Genomic DNA, 17,899 nt, shown 5'->3' on the forward strand with positions numbered 1-17,899 from the left:
AGCTTAACTGAACAGCATTGCCGCATCTGCGGCTTTTGTCCAGGTAGTGTCTCTGTATGGCGGGAGGTAGAAGCGTATGGATGAGCCCGTTCAGAGCGGCGTACGCGCCACCAGCACGCCGTCCACGTCGGCATAGATCCAGTCGCCCGGATAGACCGCTACCCCGGCGATGCCAACCTTGATGTCGGCATCCCCTGCCCCCTTGCGGAAGCTGCGCTGGGGGTGGCTGGCCAGGGCGCGGATGCCGACGTCGCAGGCATTGAGTTCAGCCGCGTCGCGCACACAACCATTGACCAGGATGCCAGCCCAGCCATTGTCCTGCGCCAGTTGCGCCAGGTTGCCACCCACCAGTGCGCAGCGCAGGCTGCCACCGCCATCGACCACCAGCACCTGGCCATTGCCCGGCGTCTCCAGCGTGGCGCGGACCAGCACGTTGTCCTCGAACACCTTCAGGGTCCTGGCCGGTCCGCTGAAGGCCTGCCTGCGCCCGAAGGAGGCAAAGATGGGAGGCAGTACATGCAGGGTGCCGCTGGCCAGCTTGTCTTCATTGGCATCGCACAGGTCGCAGGTGGCAAAGGACATCAAGGTCTCCTCATGGTCTGAATGGGCGGGGCCGGAATGGCCTCGGGGACGGGCCTATACCGACAGGATGCGGTGCAGGCGCTTCTGATCGAACATACGAGAATCGGCCACCCGCAGCAAGGTCTCCACATCCAGGCCATCGACCGGATAGAGCGATACGCCCACCGACGCATCCACCGTGTACTGCTGGCCATCACGCCCCTCGATGGGCTTGTTGACGGCGTGGCGGATCTTGTCGGCGATGCTGCGGGCCACTTCGATGTCGGTCACGCCATGCAGGTAGACCACGAATTCGTCGCCGCCGAAACGCGCCACCGAATCATCATGCCGCAAGCTGTGCTGCAGTCGTTCGGCAATGGCGATCAAGACCTTGTCGCCTTCGTCGTGGCCATACTCGTCGTTGACGGCCTTGAAGCGGTCCAGGTCGATGAAAAGCAAGGCGAAATGCAGCGGATTGGCTTCGGAGCTGTTGCGGCGACGGAAGTCGATCTGCGCGATCAGGGAATCACGGTTCAGCACATTGGTGAGGCGGTCGGTGCGCAGGTTGCGCTCCATTTCCACGAAACTCAGCGCCAGCTGGCCGATCTCGTCGTTGCGATCGATGTTGAGCGCGGGGAACGGGCTGCCATTGCCGATGCTCTTGGCCGCCAGCGTGAGCTTGCGGATGTCGCGCAGCACCCAGCGCAGCAGCAGGAAACCGATCACGAAGGTCAGGCACACTGCCAGCAGGCCCAGCAGCAGGGTCTGGTAGACGCCGCTGGTGACCGAACCCAGGAAGTCCGAGCGCGGCGCAGCGCTGATGGCCAGCCAGTCCAGCCCGGCCTGGTCATGGTGCAGGCGGAAGGCCACTTCGATCTTGCTGCCCTCGCTGCGCGAGCCCAGCAGCACCAGCCGGCCCGGCGCGGGGTTGTGGATGCTCAGGTAGCGCCGCACTTCCTCGAAGGCCTGCTGCACCAGCGGCGACTTGCTGTGTCCGGCATTCAGACGCAACAGGTCCGAGCCCTGGTCGTTGGACTGGTAGATCGACTCGTCCAGCGAGGTGGCCACCATGTCGCCCTTGAGCTCGGTCACGAAGGCCGCGCCATGCGGGCTCAGGGGAAGCTGGCGCAACAGGGTGGAGAGCTGCTGCAGGCCGATGCTGCTGTTGGCCACGCCCAGGAGCGTGCCGTCGGTATCGAAGATGGGCTTGGACAGGTTGATGCCCACCACATTGGGCTGGCGGTAATCGGCGTACACCGGCGACCAAGTCTCGCGCCCCTGCTGGACCGCCTGCACATACCAGGGCCGCTTGCGCGGTTCGTAGTCCTGCACGGCGGTGAGCTTCATCTCGGTGCCGGGGCCGCGCAGGTAATAGACGTAGTTCTTCTCGCCCGGCTCGCGCACGCTGTACATGAAGACGTTGATCTGCTCCTGCTTGATGCCCAGGAAGCTGCCGTCAACACCACCGAAATAGACGTAGCTGGGTTCGTCGAACAGCGAATTGGCCAGCCAGAGCCGCTCTTCGAGCTCTTTGCGGGTCTTGGGAAAGGGCAGCGTCGCCGCCTGCTGGCCCGCCTCCGCCGGCGGCACCGGCGCGGGTGCCACCACGTTCAGGCTTTCGCGCGCGCCCATGGTCTGGCGGTCGATACCCTGGGAGACCCGACCCATCACTTCGGTCAAGGCATTGCGTGCCAGCACCTCGGTGGCATCGTCGCCGGCGCGATACAGGAACCAGCCGATGGTCAGCACCAGGCAGACCATGAGGAAAATGAACGGCAGGATGAATAGCCGCTGCAGAGACGATTGCTTCAGAATCGCCCCCATGTGCTCTTGCTGCCTTGACCGCGTGTTCCCGATATGACCATGAATTCCTTGCTGCCGGGCAAGCAAAACCCTTCCCGGCGATTGCAGATGAGGCCGTGGCCTCGATCGATGGCGCACCTGTTTTTGTCGTGTGGCGCACTCCCCTTGATGAAGGTAAATATCACATTTTGCGCCGTCTTGGTGAGCGTTTTTTGCAATGCGGCGAAAGAAAAAGCAGTGACCGATCCGCCCAGGAAGCGCGCTGGACGTGGAGTGTAGCAAAAGCACCAACTAAATTAAATGTATTACAACTTTCAGGGAACGGATGTGCAGCAGCGTGCCGATGAAGTGAATCAAATCGCCCGCCCGGATGCATAAAAAAGCGGCGGGACATGAAGACATGTTCCCGCCGCTACTAGACTTCCTGCCCTTCCTGCTCCGGTCGACCCGACGGCAGATCGGCGCCCTACCGCCTGCCTCCCTGCCGCCCTTGCTCCCGGGCAGTTACTTGCTGAACGCCAGTTGGCCGTTCTCCACATCCACATGCACCACGTCCTTGGGACCGAACCTGCCGGCCAGGATTTCCTTGGACAGCGGATTCTCGATCTCCTGCTGGATGGCACGCTTGAGCGGCCGAGCACCATAGACCGGATCGAAACCGGCTTCGGCGATCTTTTGCAGGCCGGCTTCGCTGATCTGCAGTCCGATTTCCAGCTTGGCCAGACGCTGCTCCAGGATGCGCAGCTGGATCTTGGCAATCGCGCCGATGTTCTTGGCGTCCAGCGCGTGGAAGACCACGATCTCGTCTACCCGGTTGATGAACTCCGGACGGAAGTGCGTACGCACCTCGGCCATCACGGCCAGCTTCACCAGCGCCGGATCGCTGTCTTCCATGCTCTGGATACGGTGCGAACCCAGGTTGGAGGTCATCACGATCACGGTGTTCTTGAAGTCCACGGTACGGCCCTGGCCATCGGTCATGCGACCGTCATCCAGCACCTGCAGCAGCACGTTGAAGACATCCGGGTGCGCCTTCTCGATTTCGTCGAGCAGGATCACGCTGTAGGGCTTGCGCCGCACCGCCTCGGTCAGGTAACCGCCTTCTTCATAGCCGACATAACCCGGCGGCGCGCCGATCAGACGGGCCACGGAATGCTTCTCCATGAACTCGCTCATGTCGATGCGGATCATCGCCTCCTCGGTATCGAACAGGTAGGACGCCAGCGCCTTGCACAGCTCGGTCTTGCCCACGCCGGTAGGGCCCAGGAACATGAAGGAACCGTAAGGCTTGCTGGGGTCGCCCAGGCCGGCACGCGAACGACGGATGGCGTCGGAAACGGCCACGATGGCTTCTTCCTGGCCCACCACGCGTTCATGCAGCACGTCTTCCATGTGCAGCAGTTTTTCACGTTCGCCCTGCATCATGCGCGACACCGGGATACCGGTGGCGCGGGCCACGATCTCGGCAATTTCCTCGGCGCCCACCTGGGTGCGCACCAGCTTGGGCTTCTCGGTGGTGGCACCGGCCGCATCCTTCTTGTTCTGCACCTCCAGCGCAGCTTCCAGCTCGGCCAGCTTGCCGTACTTCAGCTCCGAGACCTTCTGCCAGTCGCTCTTGCGGGTGGCCTCTTCCATCTGCAGGCGTACCTTCTCGATCTCTTCCTTCAACTGCTGGCCACCCTGGGCGGTCGACTTCTCGGCCTTCCAGATTTCTTCCAGGTCGGCGTACTCACGCTCCAGCTTTTCGATTTCTTCCTCGATCAGCTGCAGGCGCTTCTGCGAAGCCTCGTCCTTTTCACGCTTGACGGCTTCACGCTCGATCTTCAGCTGGATCAGGCGACGGTCGAGCTTGTCCATCACTTCCGGCTTGGAATCGATTTCGATCTTGATTTTGGAGGCGGCCTCGTCAATCAGGTCGATGGCCTTGTCCGGCAGGAAGCGGTCGGTGATATAGCGGTGCGACAGCTCGGCCGCAGCCACGATGGCCGGGTCGGTGATATCGACGCCATGGTGCACCTCGTACTTCTCCTGCAACCCGCGCAGGATGGCGATGGTGGCTTCCACGCTGGGCTCATCCACCAGGATCTTCTGGAAGCGGCGCTCCAGGGCGGCGTCCTTCTCGATGTACTGGCGGTACTCATCCAGCGTGGTGGCACCCACGCAATGCAGCTCGCCACGCGCCAGGGCCGGCTTCAACATGTTGCCGGCATCCATGGCGCCTTCGGCCTTGCCGGCGCCCACCATGGTGTGCAGCTCATCGATGAAGACGATGGTCTGGCCTTCATCCTGGGCGATTTCCTTCAAGACCGCCTTCAGGCGCTCCTCGAATTCACCGCGATACTTGGCACCAGCCAGCAGGGCTGCCATGTCCAGCGACAGAACGCGCTTGGACTTCAGGCTGTCCGGCACTTCGCCGTTGACGATGCGCTGGGCCAGGCCTTCGACGATGGCGGTCTTGCCCACCCCCGGTTCGCCGATGAGCACGGGGTTGTTCTTGCTGCGCCGTTGCAGCACCTGGATGGCGCGGCGGATTTCATCGTCGCGGCCGATCACCGGATCAAGCTTGCCGGCACGGGCACGCTCGGTCAGGTCCAGGGTGAATTTCTTGAGGGCTTCACGCTGGCCTTCGTCCTGCTGCGAGGACACCGAAGCGCCGCCGCGCACGGCCTGGATGGCCGCTTCCAGCGACTTGCGGGTGAGGCCGTTTTCACGGGCGGCGCGACCGGCGTCGGACTTGTCGTCGGCCAGGCCCAGCAGCACCATTTCGCTGGCGACGAACTGGTCGCCATGCTTTTGTGCTTCCTTGTCGGCCAGGTTCAGCAGGGCCACCAGTTCGCGCCCGACCTGCACTTCGCCGCCGTTGCCGGAGACTTGCGGCAGGCGCTTGAGGGCCGCCTGCAAGGCGGTATTCAGGCCGTTCACGTTCACGCCGGCACGCTGCAGCAGCGAGCGTGCGCCACCGTCATCCTGGCCCAGCAAGGCCAGGATCAGGTGAACGGGTTCGATGTATTGATTGTCGTGGCCGACTGCCTGGGATTGCGCATCGGCCAGCGCTTCCTGCAATTTTGTGGTGAGTTTGTCGAGACGCATGGTTCGCTCCAATTTTTCAATGAGATGAAAGTTGGGCCTGCGCTTTGATTTTCAAGCAATGATCGTGCCGCCTGTTTTGATCTGCATCAGTTCGCTGATAATCGTCATCCCGCCAATGCACGATAGCTTGCAAAGCCGGCAACACACAGCACGATGGAGCCCAGCAGGTGCAGTGCCGAATGGCCGATGGCCCACAGGTAATCGCCCCGCTGCAAGAGGATCATGGCCTCGGCGGAAAAAGTGGAAAAAGTGGTCAGGCCACCCAGGAAGCCGGTCACCGCGAACAGGCGCCATTCGGGCGACAAGCCGGGATGCTGCTCGAAATAGGCCACCAGGAAACCGATCACGTAGGCGCCGATCCAGTTGGCCGCCAGCGTGCCCAGCGGCACGAAGTGGCCGGAGATATTCCACACCACCGAGATGCGCCAGCGCAGCCAGGCGCCCAGCGTCGCTCCGATTCCCACTGCCAGCCATCCCATCATCATCCCCTTTGCCTGCCCCATCGGGCCTTGTCGTTTCCGGAGTCAGCGCGTCCCCAGCCCCTGCATTTCTTCCCGCAGGCTGCCCAGGCGCTCCAGCGCCTGATGGTCTTCTTCCAAGGTCTTGTCCACGGTCACATGCATCCAGTCTACCCAGGTGCTGATCTTGGCGTCCAGGTACTGGCGCGAAGGATACAGCGCGTACACGCCCATGTTCTGCAGGCGGTGCTGCGGCAGCACGCGCACGATGCTACCCGTACGCAAGGCATCCACGGCCGAATAGATGGGCAGCACGCCGATCCCCATGCCCTCGCGGATGGCGGTGAGCATGGCTTCGGCCACATTGACCTGGAAATTGCTTTTGATCGCAATGACGGCGCCGCCGTCCGGTCCTTCCAGGACCCATTCGTCCAGCGGCGAGATCGGGCTCACCAGTTGCAGGCAGACGTGATTGAGCAGGTCCGCCGGCTGCTGGGGCGCGCCGTACTTGTCGAGATAAGCCGGCGAGGCACACAGCATGCTGAAGGTGGTCCCGAGCTGTCGGTAGATCAGGCCGGAATCGGGCAACTCCCGCGCCAGCACCAGGGAGACGTCATAACCCTCTTCCAGCATGTCCGGAATACGTTGGGCCAGCGTGAGTTCCACCGCCACGTCTGGATAGCGCTTCTGGTAACCGGAGATGGAGGGAATCACATAGCGCTGGCCGAAACTGGTCATGGCGTGGATGCGCAGCCGGCCCGAGGGGCGGACATAGGCCGCGCCGGCTTCTGCCTCAGCTTCGTCAACGTATGCCATGATCTGCTGACAACGCAGCAGGTAGCGCTCGCCCGCCTCGGTCAGGGCAATGCGGCGCGTGGTGCGGTTCAACAGGCGGGTGCGCAGATGGCGCTCCAGATCGGCCACGGCGCGGGAGACATGGGCGGTGGTCAGGGCCATCTGATGGGCCGCCTGCGTAAAGCTGCCGGCCTCGACCACGCGCGCGAAGACGCGCATGTTTTGCAGGGTATCCATCTTGTTCCTATCGATAAGCAGGTGAGGCGCCAGCAGGCGCAACACCGGATGACAGCATTGTTACCCAAAACGGAGCAATCATTATTGCCAAATACGAGATAAAGAATTGCTGAATAGCGGATTTTTTTGGAAATAATTACAAAATAGAATACATAACTTCTGATATTTGCATAATTTCGGGCAATCCCATGACACATATCGCCATTCCCAAGCTGCCAGACCTGAAGGTCGTTGCGCTGGCGCTGACAATCGCAGCGGCCCTGGCCGGTTGCGCCGATCAGGGCGGCATCCAGCCGCAAGCACACGTGCGCGACGTCGCCGTGCTGGACGCCGGCCAGGCCATCCGCCAGGCCGGCAGCGAGGCCGGCTGGCCGCAACGCGCCTGGTGGCAGGTCTATGGCGATGCGCAGCTGGACCAACTGGTCAGCCGCGCCGTGGCCGGTAACCCCAGCATGGCGGTGGCCGCCGCCCGCGTGCGCCAGGCGCGCTCGCTGGCCGTGGCCACCCATGCCGGCGAGCTGCCCAGCGCCCAGCTGGATGTGGCGGTCGGCCGCAAGGACTGGTCCGATAACGTCTACTACGGTGCATCCTTCCGCGACAAGCTGACCTGGAACAACACCGCCACCCTGGGCCTGTCCTACAACGTCGACCTCTGGGATCGCAACAAGAACGCCACCCTGCGTGCCGAGGACGAGATGCATGCCGTGGCGGCCGACGCCCGCGCCGCCCAACTCGATCTGGAAGGCAATGTGGTGCGTACCTATGTGCAGTTGGCCCTGCAATACGGCCTGCTGGACAACACCGAAGCCATGCTGAAGGAAGAACAGAAGATCCTCGACCTGGCCCATCGTCGTTTCAAGGGCGGCCTCGGCACCCAGCTTGAGATTACCCAGGCCGAAGCCCCGCTGCCGGAAACCCGGCGCCAGATCGAAGCCCTGCAAGAGAGCATCGCCCTGATCCGCAACCAGCTGGCCGCGCTGCTGGGCGCCGGCCCCGGTGCCGCCGACGGCATCACCCGCCCCACCCTGCAACTGCAGGCCGCCATCGGCTTGCCCAGCGCACTGCCGGCCGACCTGGTGGGACGCCGCCCGGACATCAGCGCCGCCCGCTGGCGCGTGGAGGCCGCCGGCAAGGGCATCGCCGTGGCCAAGGCCGCCTTCTACCCCAACATCAACCTGCTGGCCGGCATCGGCCCGGCCGCCGCCGGTGGCGGCTTGTTCTCCTTCCTGTCCGCCCCCAATCTCCAGACCACCTACGGCCCGGCCATCTCCCTGCCCATCTTCGAGGGTGGCCGCCTGCGTGGCCAACTGGGTGCGGCCAGCGCCGGCTATGACATCGAGGTGGAGCACTACAACGCCCTGCTCTCGCTAGCCCTGAAGGGCATTTCCGACCAGGTGGTGACGCTGCAATCGGTGGCCCGCCAGCAGGAGCAGGCACAGCAATCGGTGCAAGCCGCGCAAAAGAACGTGGATATTGCCACCCGTGCCTACCAGCGCGGCCTGACCGATTACCTCAACATCCTGCACGCCCAGACCCAATGGCTGCGCCAGCAGCAGATCGTGCAGCAATTGCAGGCACAGCGCCTGGCGGCCTATGCGGCGCTGCAGACTGCGCTGGGCGGTGGCATGGACAATGGCACTGCGCCTGATGAGCAGGTGGCCGCGCAATGAGCACCCCCGGCACACCCACGCCCACCCTGTCGCTCAAGGCGCAGCTGCACGAGGCTGCCCGCGACTGGTGGCGCAGTGACGCGCCGACCTGGGTCTATGTGTTCAAGATGGTCTTCGCTGGCCTGCTGGCGCTGGGCATCGGCTACGGCCTGGACCTGGAGTCGCCGCGCTCGGCGCTGATCACGGTCTTCATCGTCATGCAGCCGCAAAGCGGGATGATCCTGGCCAAGAGCTTCTACCGGGTCATCGGTACCCTGGTCGGCTCCGCCGCCGTGGTGGTCTTCGTGGGCCTGTTCGCGCAGACGCCGGAACTGTTCCTGCTGGCCTCGGCCCTGTGGATCGGCCTGTGCACGGTGGGCTCGGCGCACAATCGCAACTTCCGCTCGTACGGCTTCGTGCTGTCCGGCTATACGGTGGCGCTGATCGGGCTGCCGGCCGCGCTGCATCCGGCCATTACCTTCGACTCGGTGATGACGCGGGTCTCCGAGATCATGGTCGGCATCGTCTGCGTGGGCCTGGTCAGCGCGCTGGTGTTTCCCCAGGCCAGCGCACCGGGCCTGGTGCGCATCATCCGCGGCCGCTTTACCGCCTTCGTTGACCTGATCAGCGCTACCCTGGGCGGCAGCAACGACCGCAAGCAACTGGAAGCCACCAATGCCCGCTTCGTGGGCGACATCATCGGCCTGGAAGCCATGCGCAGCTCGGCCATCTTCGAAGACCCGGAAGTGCGCCTGCGCAGCGGCCGCCTGAGCCGCATGAACAGTGAATTCATGGCGCTGTCCACCCGCGTCCACGCGCTGCACCAGCTGATGAACCGGCTGCACGCCAATCCCGCGCCCAGCGCGCAAGTGGTCATCGCCGCCATCTCGCCGTATTTCCGCGAGGTGCAGCCCTTGCTGACCCGCGCCAGCGGCGAACCGGTGATGAGTGCAGTGGATGCCGCCGACGCCGCCCTCAAGCTGGACGCCTTCAAGCGCGAGCTGCCGCGCCGCGTGCGCGCCACCCGTGGCACGCTGGCCGAACAGTGCGACAGCGACAGCGCCATGCTGGATTTCGATACGGCATCTGAACTTCTGTACCGCGTGGTCGAAGAACTGCATGCCTACACCCTGACCTATGCCTCGCTGAACCAGCGCCACCACGAGCGCGAGCAATGGGAGCATTCCTATGCCCCCAAGACCAGCATGACCACGGCATTGATCGCCGGTGCCCGCGCCGCCATCGTGATGCTGTGCCTGGCCGGGTTCTGGATCGCCAGTGGCTGGCCCAGCGGCGACGTGGCCGTGCTCAATGCGGCGGCTTTCTGCGCCATCACCTCGGCCGCCCCCGACCCGGCCAAGGCCACGCGCACGGTCGCCATCGGCGTGCTCTTCGCCGCCGTGGCCGGCTATGTCTACACATTCCATATCCTGCCGCGCCTGGATGGCTACTGGATGCTGGCCAGCGCGCTCATGCCGGTGCTGATGCTGGCCGTCTGGCTGACCACCAAACCCAAATGGGCCGGTTACGGCCTGGGGATCTGCATCTTCTTTCCCTTCCTGGCGGTACCGGACAACTTCGCCCACTTCAACGCGGCCGGCTACCTGAACGAATCGGTGGCGCTGGTGGTGTCCTTGCTGGTGACGGCCGTGGCCTTCATGCTGCTGCTGCCGCCGACCACCGACTGGACCGTGCGCGTGCTGGAAAAGCAATTGCGCAAGCAGGTGGTGGACGCCTGTTTCGGCAAGCTGGGCCGCCTGGCGCTGAAGTTCGAAAGCGGCACCCGCGACCTGATGCACCAGATCACGATCCTCACCAGCAGTCGCCCGATCCTGCGCCAGAAGGCGCTGGGCTGGATGTTCGCCACCCTGGAAGTGGGCCACGCCATCATCGAACTGCGTACCGAACTGCACGGCATCCGTACCGAAACCCCGGACCTGCTACCGCCCTCCGCCTACGCCGCACTGAACCGCCTGCGTGAAGCCGTCCCGGCCTTGTTCGCCCGGCCGTCGGCGGCAACCCTGCAGGCGGCGCTGGACGCCAATGACGCCACCATCGTCGAAGTCCAGACCGCCATCGGTCCGCATTACCGCGAACGCAGCGAACGTCATCGCCTGCAACGCACCCTGAGTTACCTGCACTTCATCCGCACCGCCCTGCTCGATCAGCAATCGCCGCTGCATACCATGCGCGCCGGTGCCAACCCCGCTTCCGGAGAGCGCCATGCCACGTGAGATTTCCTTCTTCGACGCCTACATTCCAACGGTACTGCTGCTGGCCGTGCTGGCCGCCGTCCTGGCCATGGCCGCGGACCGCCTCCTGGTGCGGCTGGGCTTCTACGAACTGACCTGGCACCCGGCGCTGTTCCGCGTGAGCCTGTTCGTCTGCCTGGCGGCCTTGCTGGGGCTGTTCGTGTATCGCTAGCGGACATCGGCTCTACCGCCTTCTGCGCCAAACCCATCACTTCAGAAAAGATAAAGAAACAATCAGGAGTAGTTCACCATGTCGGTCAAATCGATTTTCCGCGTCCTCATCACCTCGGCCATTTTCCTCTTGGCCATCCTGCTCGCCTGGAGCCTGTGGCAGCACTACATGCATTCCCCATGGACCCGCGACGGCCGGGTGCGCGCCGAAGTGGTCAACGTCGCGCCGGATGTCTCCGGCCAGGTAGTGGCCCTGCCGGTGCGCGACAACCAGCTGGTCAAGAAGGGGGATCTGCTGATGGAAATCGACCCGGCCCGCTACACGCTGGCGCTGCAACAGGCCGAGGCCGCCGTCACCGCGCGCAAGGCAGATCTGGATGTGCGCCGTGCCGAGGTCGAGGCACGCCGCGCCGACCTGGCCATGCGCCGTGCCCAGGCCCGCCGCCGGGCCGACGTGGATGCGCTGGTGGTGTCGCGGGAAGCCCGCGAAGATGCCGGCAGCCAGGTTACCGCCTCGCAAGCCCAGTTGGACGCCGCCCAGGCCCAGCTGCAAGGCGCCCAGGCGCAATACCAGGCGGCCCTGTCGCAGCGCGATACGGCCAGGCTGAACCTGGAGCGCACCAAGGTGTTTTCCCCGGTGGATGGCTATGTGACCAACCTGGCCGTGCGTCGCGGCGACTATGCGGCTGCCGGCGCGGCCAAGATCGCGCTGATCGACAGCCACTCCTTCTGGGTCTATGCCTATTTCGAGGAAACCAAGCTGCCGCTGCTGTCCATCGGTGACCGCGCCAAGATCCAGCTGATCAACGGCGCCACCCTGGAAGGCCACGTCGACAGCATCGCCCGCGGCATCTATGACCGTGACAACCCGCAAAGCCGCGAACTGACCGCCGATGTGAACCCGACCTTCAACTGGGTGCGGCTGGCCCAGCGCATCCCGGTGCGCATCCAGCTCGACGAGGTGCCGGAACATGTACTGCTGGCCTCGGGGCTGACCTGCACGGTGGTCTTGGAGCCGGGGAGCGGCAAGTCGCAGCCGGCAGCGCGCAACTGAACCAGCCTGAGGTAGTGGAAAGGCGGCCCTGATGCAGCATCAGGGCCGCCTTTTTCATGTGCGCTTGCGCGCGACTGCACCCACGCTCATGCCGACCGGCTTGAGCAGCTTGTCGGCAGTGGCCAGCGTGGGACTGGACTCACCGCGTTCGATATCCTGCAAGGTGCGGGCAGATACGCCGCACAGCTTGGCGTATTCGGCAATGGTCAGGCGCAGGGTGGTGCGGATCTTGCGGATCACGGCGGGAATGGGCAAGGCCGGATCGGCGGCCAGTTCATCGAACAGCGCACGCCGTTCTTCCAATTGCTCGATGGCAGTGAGCGGCTTGAAGCGCTTGTCCATTCAAAGCGCCTCCAGTTGGGTACGGACCTGGGCCAGCGTGACGGCCAACGGGTCGAGGAATTGTGCGTCGATGCGCAGATCGCGGGCGCGCTCCAGCAGTCCTGCCAGCGGCTGTGCCATCTCGCGCACAGCCGCCCGCACCGGTGCTTCCTCCAGTCGGGCCGCGTCGCAGGCCTGCGCGATCGCGCTGGCCCACTGCGGCGAACCGCCGTCATCGTGCTCCCAGCGCATGCGCCGGGCGATGCCGTCGGGATGCAGCCACATGGGCGCGAAGTCGAACAGCGGCGTGAGCCCGATCTGCCCCTGCGCGTCGCGCCGGATGGCGGTGTTGCGAGCATGGTTGTCCTTGTTGCGCAGGACGATATTGGCGATATCGCGCTTCATGTATTCGATGATCTCCGCCACCGGATCGGTGGTCACCTCCCCCAGCCTGGCGCAGGTCACGTTATGCGACGGCGTCGCCGCAAAGCCGGTCACGCCGCAGAGCGAAGCAATGCTTTCCTGGGCGTAGCGCACCACCTGGCGGCGACCGTCACTGGACTGCACCTCGCGATCAAAACGCGGAATGAACAAGGCCTTGCCGTGCAGTTCCAGTGCAGCGTGGACCCGCAGGCCGAGGCTGGCTGCCAGCTGCATATAGGGGGCTTCCAGTTGCAGGATGTTGGCCAGGTCGGGATCGGGCCCTCGTCCGAACTTGACGATGTAGTGGCAGTCGGCCAGGTCATCGGGCAAGGCGTGGTCGAGATAGAACAGGCCATCGCGGGCACGCGTCAGCAGAATCTTCGGCCATTCGCCCTGCACCCCCGAGGAGCCTGCCAGGAACAGACCGTGCTGGGCCAGGTATTCGTTGAAGTCTTCCGAACGCGCCGCGATCTCTTCGACTGCGAACCCGCGCAACTGCGGCCCGCTGCGTTGCTGCGCCCATTGCCAGGCTTCCAGCAGGCGCAGGTTGCCAATGGGATTGCCAGCACCGGCACAGAGCAATGGCCAGTCGGCGCTGGCTTCGGCACGCTCGTCCAGGCCAAGCTGGCGCAGCAGCTCACCCCGGCCGTAGCCTTGCGGCAGCAGATCGATCAGGAACGCCGGCCAGCGGTGTTCGCGCAGGTCGTCGAAGCTGACGGGTACATTCACGGAGACCGCCGCCGCATCACGCCGGTTCTGGTAGTCCACCACATGCGCCGCCTCATAGGCCAGGAAGGACGAGGCCGCCATGCCCTGCTCTACCGGGCCGGTCAGGGACAACGCGGCCGCGTCGCGCCAGGCGCCGTCGATATGTAGTTGCAGGGTGCAGGAAGTCTTCATATACACATCATACTATCATCAATACCCATAAAATCCAGGACAAACATGATAGTTTGATGTGCTAAAGGCGGTATTCAGGTGGCAAACACCTGCCACACCAACCACACGTTGGCCGCCGAGATCGCCACGAACAGCAGCCACGCCGTGGCACTGACCCACCAGCGGTTGACCAGCTCGCCCATCAGGTCGGCACGGCTGGTCAGGCGGATCAGCGGATACATGGCAAAGGGCAATTGCAGCGACAGCACCACCTGGCTGGCCACCAGCAGCTTGCCCACCGAATGCGGCCCCAGGGTAAGCACCCCGATCAGGGCCGGTACCAGCGCCAGGGCGCGGGTGATGACGCGGCGCTGCCAGCAGGGAATCTTCAGTTTCAGGAAGCCTTCCATGATGACCTGGCCGGCGATGGTGCCGGTGAAGGTCGAGCTCTGACCGGACGCGAACAGGCCCACGCCGAACAGGATGGCCGCCATGGCCGAGCCGGTGATGGGGTCCAGCAGATGGTAGGCCTCATCCAGTTCTGCGACCTGGGTATTGCCGCTCTTGTGGAAGGCGGTGGCGGCCAGGATCAGGATGGTGGCGTTGATGACCATGGCGATCAGCAGCGAGATCGTGGTATCGACCCGGGTGTAGCGCACCGCTTCCAGCAGGGAGGCCGGATCGCGCCGCACGCTGCGGGTCTGCACGATGGAAGAATGCAGATAGAGATTGTGCGGCATCACGGTGGCGCCGATGATGCCGATGGCCAGATACAGCGGCTCGCGGCTGGAGATGGCCTGCAGCGAGGGAACGAAGCCTTGCATCACTTCATGCCAGTCGGCCTTGACGAAGGCCAGTTGTGCCAGCAGGCAGGTGGCGATCGTGATGACCAGTCCGAGGATGATGGCCTCCACCTGTCGGAATCCCCTGCCCTTCAGTCCCAGCACGATCAGGGTATCGAGCGCGGTCAGCAGCACGCCCACCGGCAGCGATACGCCCAGCAGCAGGTTGAAGGCCAGTGCGCAGCCCAGCACTTCGGCCAGGTCGCAGGCGATGATGGAGAGTTCGGCCAGCACCCACATGCCTTTGCCCACGGCGGGCGGGTAATGTTCGCGTGAATGCACCGCCAGATCCTTGCCGGTGGCGATGCCCAGGCGTGCGCACAGGCATTGCAGCACGATGGCGGCCAGGCTGGAGAGCATCACCACGAATAGCAGCTGGTAGCCGAACTGCGAACCGGCCTGGATGGACGTGGCCCAGTTGCCCGGGTCCATGTAGCCGATCGACACCAGCAGGCCGGGGCCGACGTAGATGCGCAGCTTTTGCCAGACCGAGGCACCGGCCGGCACAGCGACCGAGCCCGCCACTTCGGACGGGCAGAATGGCGCGGTGGCCGTGGTCGGCAGACCGGGAATGCGCGGCATGCGTGGTAAACGTGGAATTTGAAACTTCAGTGGCAAGACGGTTTCCCCCTGTGATCGCCCTTGGCGGCCGGCGCCGGGATCAAGCTCCCGAGGCAGGACGCCTTATTGTTTCCACTTGCTCAGTGCCGTGTCGTCGCTCTCGCGGGCATCGACCCAGCGGGCGCCGTCCGGCGTCTGTTCCTTCTTCCAGAACGGCGCCTGGGTCTTGAGGTAATCCATGATGAATTCGCAGGCCGCGAAGGCTTCGCCGCGATGGGGCGAGGTGACTGCCACCAGCACGATCTGCTCCAGCGGCTGCATGGGCCCGATGCGATGGATCACCAGCGCATCGAAGATGGGCCAGCGCGCCTTGGCCTGTTCCACGATCTGCTCCAGGGCGCGCTCGGTCATGACCGGATAGTGTTCCAGCTCCATGGCCGAGACGGCCGCGCCCTCGTTGAGATCGCGCACCGTGCCCACGAAACTCACCACCGCCCCTACGCGGGGATTGGACAGGCGCAGTTGCGCCACTTCGGTGGAGAGATCGAAATCGGCGGTCTGGACGCGGACAGGCATGGCTGGACGGAAAGTGAAAGGCAGGGCTGCGATTCTACCAGCGCAGCCCTGCCCGCGAGCACACGTGGATCAGACGATCAGACGATCAGCCCCCACAGCAGCAGCGTCATGCCCAGGCCGATCACCGAGACCAGGGTCTGGATTACCGACCAGGTCGCCAGGGTCTGCTTGAGGTTCAGGCCAAAGTATTCCTTGACCATCCAGAAGCCGGCGTCATTGACGTGGCAGAAGAACACCGAGCCGGCACCGATGGCCAGGGCCATCAGCGAATTGTGGGTCGCCGACAGGCCAGCCACCAGCGGCGCGACGATGCCTGCGGTGGCGGTCGTGGCGACGGTAGCCGAACCGGTGGCCTGGCGCAGTGCCACGGCGATGATCCAGGCCAGGAGGATCAGCGGCATGTGGGTGCCGGTGGCGATCTTGGTGATGGTGTCGCTGATGCCGGCGGCCAGCAGGGTCTGCTTGAGGCCGCCGCCGGCGCCGATGGTCAGCAGCAGGCCGGCGATGGGCGGCAAGGCGCGGCGCAGCGTGGCACCCACCTCGAAGCGGCTGCTGCCCTGGCCCCAGCCCAGCACCACCACGGCAAAGAGCACCGTGACGGTCAGGGCGATGATGGGTTCGCCGAAGAAGTTGAGCATCTCGAACAACTCGGTCTTGGGCGTGACCCAGATGCGCGCCACGGTACGGCCCAGCATCAACGCCACCGGCAGCAGGATGGTCACCAGCGAGGCTACGAAGCCCGGCTGCGACTGCCCTTCACGGGCACTGAAGAGCTTGCCGATCTGGTCCGGTTCGGCCAGGTTCAGGCGCGGTGCCAGGAAGTTGCCATACAGCGGGCCAGCAATGATGACTGCCGGGATGGCGACGATGAAGCCCAGCAGCATGGTAGTACCGAGATCGGCACGCAGGGCCGACACGGCAATCAAGGGACCGGGGTGCGGCGGCAAGAGCGCATGCAGCGTGGTCATGCCGGCCAGCGCGGGAATGGCCACGCGCATGATGGGCAACTGCGAACGGCGTGCCATGACGAAGATGATCGGCGCCATCATCACCAGCCCGACCTCGAAGAACAGCGGCAGACCGACCACCAGAGCCACCAGGGCCATCATCCAGGGAATGATGCTGCCACGCGCATAGCGCAGCAGGGTATTGACAATGCGGTCGGCCGCGCCGGACTCGGCCATGAGCGCGCCCAGCATGGCGCCCAGGGCGATGATGATGCCGGCCTCGCCCAACAGGCTGCCGGCGCCCTTGCTGAAGGCCTTGGCGATGTCTTCCAGCGGCAGGCCGGCGCCGATACCGGCGATGAAGGTGCCGATGAGGATGGACAGGAAGGGTGCGATGGACAGGAAGCTGATCAGCACCACGATGGCGATCAATGCCGCCAGCGTGACCAGCAGCAACTGCGTGTCCTGGGCCGCCCAGGCGGCCAGTTGGGTCGAAATCAAGATGGTTCCTTCTTAGGTGTGGATGAATGCGCATCGATGGACGATGTCTTTTGTGCACCCCCTCCGCAAACCTGTTTGGCGCAGGCTTGGTCTCCTCCTAAAGAATCCGGATGTCGAATGTCCTGGTGGTTTGCTTAGCTCCGGTCTTGTGTTTTTTGCCAGACGCTGGCCAACCACGGCTGCTGCTCACGCGGCAAACCGTCAGGGCGGTAATAATGCCGCAATTCAACGAATCCTGCTGGCAGCAGGTAACGGCGCCAGCCCTCCAGGCTGTGCCAGACGCCATAGCGCGGACCGCTCCAGCCTTCCAGGTCTTCCCCGCGGGGATTGGAACTGAAGAGGATGCCGCCCGGCTTGAGGCTGGCGTGTAACCGGGAGAGCACGCTCGGCAGTGCAGCCGAAGGCACATGGAACAGCGAGGCATTGGCGAAGATGCCGTCGAAGCGTTGCGGCGGCAGGTCCAGCTGCAGGAAGTCCTGGTGCCAGACCTCGCAGCCACTGGCCGCACGCGCCATCTCGACGAACTCGGCCGTACCGTCCAGCCCGACCGCAACATGGCCGCGCCGGGTGAATTCGATCAGGTCGCGCCCCGGGCCACAGCCGAAGTCCAGAATCGTGAAGGGCCCTTGCCCGGCTTGGCCGGCTCTGGCGTGCAAGGCATCCAGCAAGGCTGCCATGTTCTGGCTGACATCATGATCCCAGGTGCCTTCGCGAAAGCTCTGAGCATTGCTGCTGTAGTGCGCAATCGTGCCGACCGAGGGATCCCGACGGGTGCCCAT

The 17,899-nt window shown here is 64.3% G+C and carries 16 protein-coding genes; 5 read left to right on the forward strand and 11 right to left on the reverse strand.

Annotation, left to right across the window (positions count from 1 at the left end):
• Positions 1-90 precede the first annotated feature (90 nt).
• On the reverse strand, positions 91-582 hold the full coding sequence (gene rraA / locus HFRIS_RS07115; protein WP_006462607.1) for a ribonuclease E activity regulator RraA: 492 nt from the start codon (positions 580-582) through the stop codon (positions 91-93).
• A 54-nt stretch (positions 583-636) separates the two neighbouring features.
• Positions 637-2,385 (reverse strand): diguanylate cyclase, encoded by a 1,749-nt coding sequence (locus tag HFRIS_RS07120; RefSeq protein WP_006462608.1) that lies wholly within the window; start codon positions 2,383-2,385, stop codon positions 637-639.
• 95 nt (positions 2,386-2,480) lie between these two features.
• On the opposite strand from HFRIS_RS07120, the gene HFRIS_RS25190 reads away from it, so the two are divergent.
• Positions 2,481-2,711, forward strand: a complete 231-nt coding sequence (locus HFRIS_RS25190; RefSeq protein WP_152486652.1) for a hypothetical protein — start codon at positions 2,481-2,483, stop codon at positions 2,709-2,711.
• Positions 2,712-2,868: 157 nt separating this feature from the next.
• Here HFRIS_RS25190 and clpB read toward each other — a convergent pair whose 3' ends face one another.
• From clpB to HFRIS_RS07135, 3 genes are all read right to left on the reverse strand, one after another.
• The gene (gene clpB, locus HFRIS_RS07125) at positions 2,869-5,454 is read right to left on the reverse strand and encodes an ATP-dependent chaperone ClpB (protein WP_006462609.1); all 2,586 of its coding nucleotides are present in this window, start codon (positions 5,452-5,454) and stop codon (positions 2,869-2,871) included.
• Positions 5,455-5,558: 104 nt separating this feature from the next.
• Entirely contained in the window at positions 5,559-5,933 is a 375-nt protein-coding gene (gene crcB / locus HFRIS_RS07130; RefSeq protein WP_039874862.1) for a fluoride efflux transporter CrcB, read from the reverse strand.
• Between the two features lie 45 nt (positions 5,934-5,978).
• Entirely contained in the window at positions 5,979-6,944 is a 966-nt protein-coding gene (locus HFRIS_RS07135; RefSeq protein ID WP_006462611.1) for a LysR family transcriptional regulator, read from the reverse strand.
• Between the two features lie 188 nt (positions 6,945-7,132).
• Here HFRIS_RS07135 and HFRIS_RS07140 point away from each other — a divergent pair, with 188 nt between their 5' ends.
• The 4 genes from HFRIS_RS07140 to HFRIS_RS07155 all read left to right on the forward strand — a co-directional run bounded on the left by HFRIS_RS07140 (position 7,133) and on the right by HFRIS_RS07155 (position 12,070).
• Entirely contained in the window at positions 7,133-8,614 is a 1,482-nt protein-coding gene (locus HFRIS_RS07140) for an efflux transporter outer membrane subunit (protein WP_006462612.1), read from the forward strand.
• On the forward strand, positions 8,611-10,827 hold the full coding sequence (locus HFRIS_RS07145; protein WP_006462613.1) for an FUSC family protein: 2,217 nt from the start codon (positions 8,611-8,613) through the stop codon (positions 10,825-10,827). Before HFRIS_RS07140 ends, HFRIS_RS07145 begins: the two co-directional genes overlap by 4 nt.
• On the forward strand, positions 10,817-11,017 hold the full coding sequence (locus tag HFRIS_RS07150) for a DUF1656 domain-containing protein (protein WP_006462614.1): 201 nt from the start codon (positions 10,817-10,819) through the stop codon (positions 11,015-11,017). The genes HFRIS_RS07145 and HFRIS_RS07150 overlap by 11 nt, the downstream gene beginning before the upstream one ends.
• Positions 11,018-11,095: 78 nt before the next feature.
• Positions 11,096-12,070 (forward strand): HlyD family secretion protein, encoded by a 975-nt coding sequence (locus HFRIS_RS07155; protein WP_006462615.1) that lies wholly within the window; start codon positions 11,096-11,098, stop codon positions 12,068-12,070.
• 54 nt (positions 12,071-12,124) lie between these two features.
• Here HFRIS_RS07155 and HFRIS_RS07160 read toward each other — a convergent pair whose 3' ends face one another.
• From HFRIS_RS07160 to HFRIS_RS07185, 6 genes are all read right to left on the reverse strand, one after another.
• Complete coding sequence (locus HFRIS_RS07160; protein ID WP_006462616.1) at positions 12,125-12,412, reverse strand: helix-turn-helix transcriptional regulator; 288 nt, start codon at positions 12,410-12,412, stop codon at positions 12,125-12,127.
• The gene (locus HFRIS_RS07165; protein WP_006462617.1) at positions 12,413-13,714 is read right to left on the reverse strand and encodes a type II toxin-antitoxin system HipA family toxin; all 1,302 of its coding nucleotides are present in this window, start codon (positions 13,712-13,714) and stop codon (positions 12,413-12,415) included.
• A gap of 74 nt (positions 13,715-13,788) precedes the next feature.
• On the reverse strand, positions 13,789-15,117 hold the full coding sequence (locus HFRIS_RS07170) for an Nramp family divalent metal transporter (protein ID WP_006462618.1): 1,329 nt from the start codon (positions 15,115-15,117) through the stop codon (positions 13,789-13,791).
• Positions 15,118-15,219: 102 nt separating this feature from the next.
• Positions 15,220-15,672: a molybdopterin synthase catalytic subunit MoaE gene (gene moaE, locus HFRIS_RS07175; protein WP_006462619.1), complete on the reverse strand. Its 453-nt coding sequence runs from the start codon at positions 15,670-15,672 to the stop codon at positions 15,220-15,222.
• Between the two features lie 77 nt (positions 15,673-15,749).
• A complete protein-coding gene (locus tag HFRIS_RS07180) occupies positions 15,750-17,120 on the reverse strand; it encodes a GntT/GntP/DsdX family permease (protein ID WP_006462620.1) in 1,371 nt (456 codons plus the stop codon).
• Positions 17,121-17,254: 134 nt separating this feature from the next.
• A complete protein-coding gene (locus tag HFRIS_RS07185; RefSeq protein ID WP_006462621.1) occupies positions 17,255-17,899 on the reverse strand; it encodes a class I SAM-dependent methyltransferase in 645 nt (214 codons plus the stop codon).

Source organism: Herbaspirillum frisingense GSF30 (assembly GCF_000300975.2).
Classification (GTDB): domain Bacteria; phylum Pseudomonadota; class Gammaproteobacteria; order Burkholderiales; family Burkholderiaceae_D; genus Herbaspirillum; species Herbaspirillum frisingense.

What these genes read in the sequence shown, in the direction of transcription:
- rraA (WP_006462607.1), bottom strand. Translation starts at nt 582, where the DNA reads ATGTCCTTTGCCACCTGCGACCTGTGCGATGCCAATGAAGACAAGCTG.
- HFRIS_RS07120 (WP_006462608.1), bottom strand. Translation starts at nt 2,385, where the DNA reads ATGGGGGCGATTCTGAAGCAATCGTCTCTGCAGCGGCTATTCATCCTG.
- clpB (WP_006462609.1), bottom strand. Translation starts at nt 5,454, where the DNA reads ATGCGTCTCGACAAACTCACCACAAAATTGCAGGAAGCGCTGGCCGAT.
- crcB (WP_039874862.1), bottom strand. Translation starts at nt 5,933, where the DNA reads ATGGGATGGCTGGCAGTGGGAATCGGAGCGACGCTGGGCGCCTGGCTG.
- HFRIS_RS07135 (WP_006462611.1), bottom strand. Translation starts at nt 6,944, where the DNA reads ATGGATACCCTGCAAAACATGCGCGTCTTCGCGCGCGTGGTCGAGGCC.
- HFRIS_RS07140 (WP_006462612.1), top strand. Translation starts at nt 7,133, where the DNA reads ATGACACATATCGCCATTCCCAAGCTGCCAGACCTGAAGGTCGTTGCG.
- HFRIS_RS07145 (WP_006462613.1), top strand. Translation starts at nt 8,611, where the DNA reads ATGAGCACCCCCGGCACACCCACGCCCACCCTGTCGCTCAAGGCGCAG.
- HFRIS_RS07150 (WP_006462614.1), top strand. Translation starts at nt 10,817, where the DNA reads ATGCCACGTGAGATTTCCTTCTTCGACGCCTACATTCCAACGGTACTG.
- HFRIS_RS07155 (WP_006462615.1), top strand. Translation starts at nt 11,096, where the DNA reads ATGTCGGTCAAATCGATTTTCCGCGTCCTCATCACCTCGGCCATTTTC.
- HFRIS_RS07160 (WP_006462616.1), bottom strand. Translation starts at nt 12,412, where the DNA reads ATGGACAAGCGCTTCAAGCCGCTCACTGCCATCGAGCAATTGGAAGAA.
- HFRIS_RS07165 (WP_006462617.1), bottom strand. Translation starts at nt 13,714, where the DNA reads ATGAAGACTTCCTGCACCCTGCAACTACATATCGACGGCGCCTGGCGC.
- HFRIS_RS07170 (WP_006462618.1), bottom strand. Translation starts at nt 15,117, where the DNA reads ATGCCGCGCATTCCCGGTCTGCCGACCACGGCCACCGCGCCATTCTGC.
- moaE (WP_006462619.1), bottom strand. Translation starts at nt 15,672, where the DNA reads ATGCCTGTCCGCGTCCAGACCGCCGATTTCGATCTCTCCACCGAAGTG.
- HFRIS_RS07185 (WP_006462621.1), bottom strand. Translation starts at nt 17,899, where the DNA reads ATGGGCACCCGTCGGGATCCCTCGGTCGGCACGATTGCGCACTACAGC.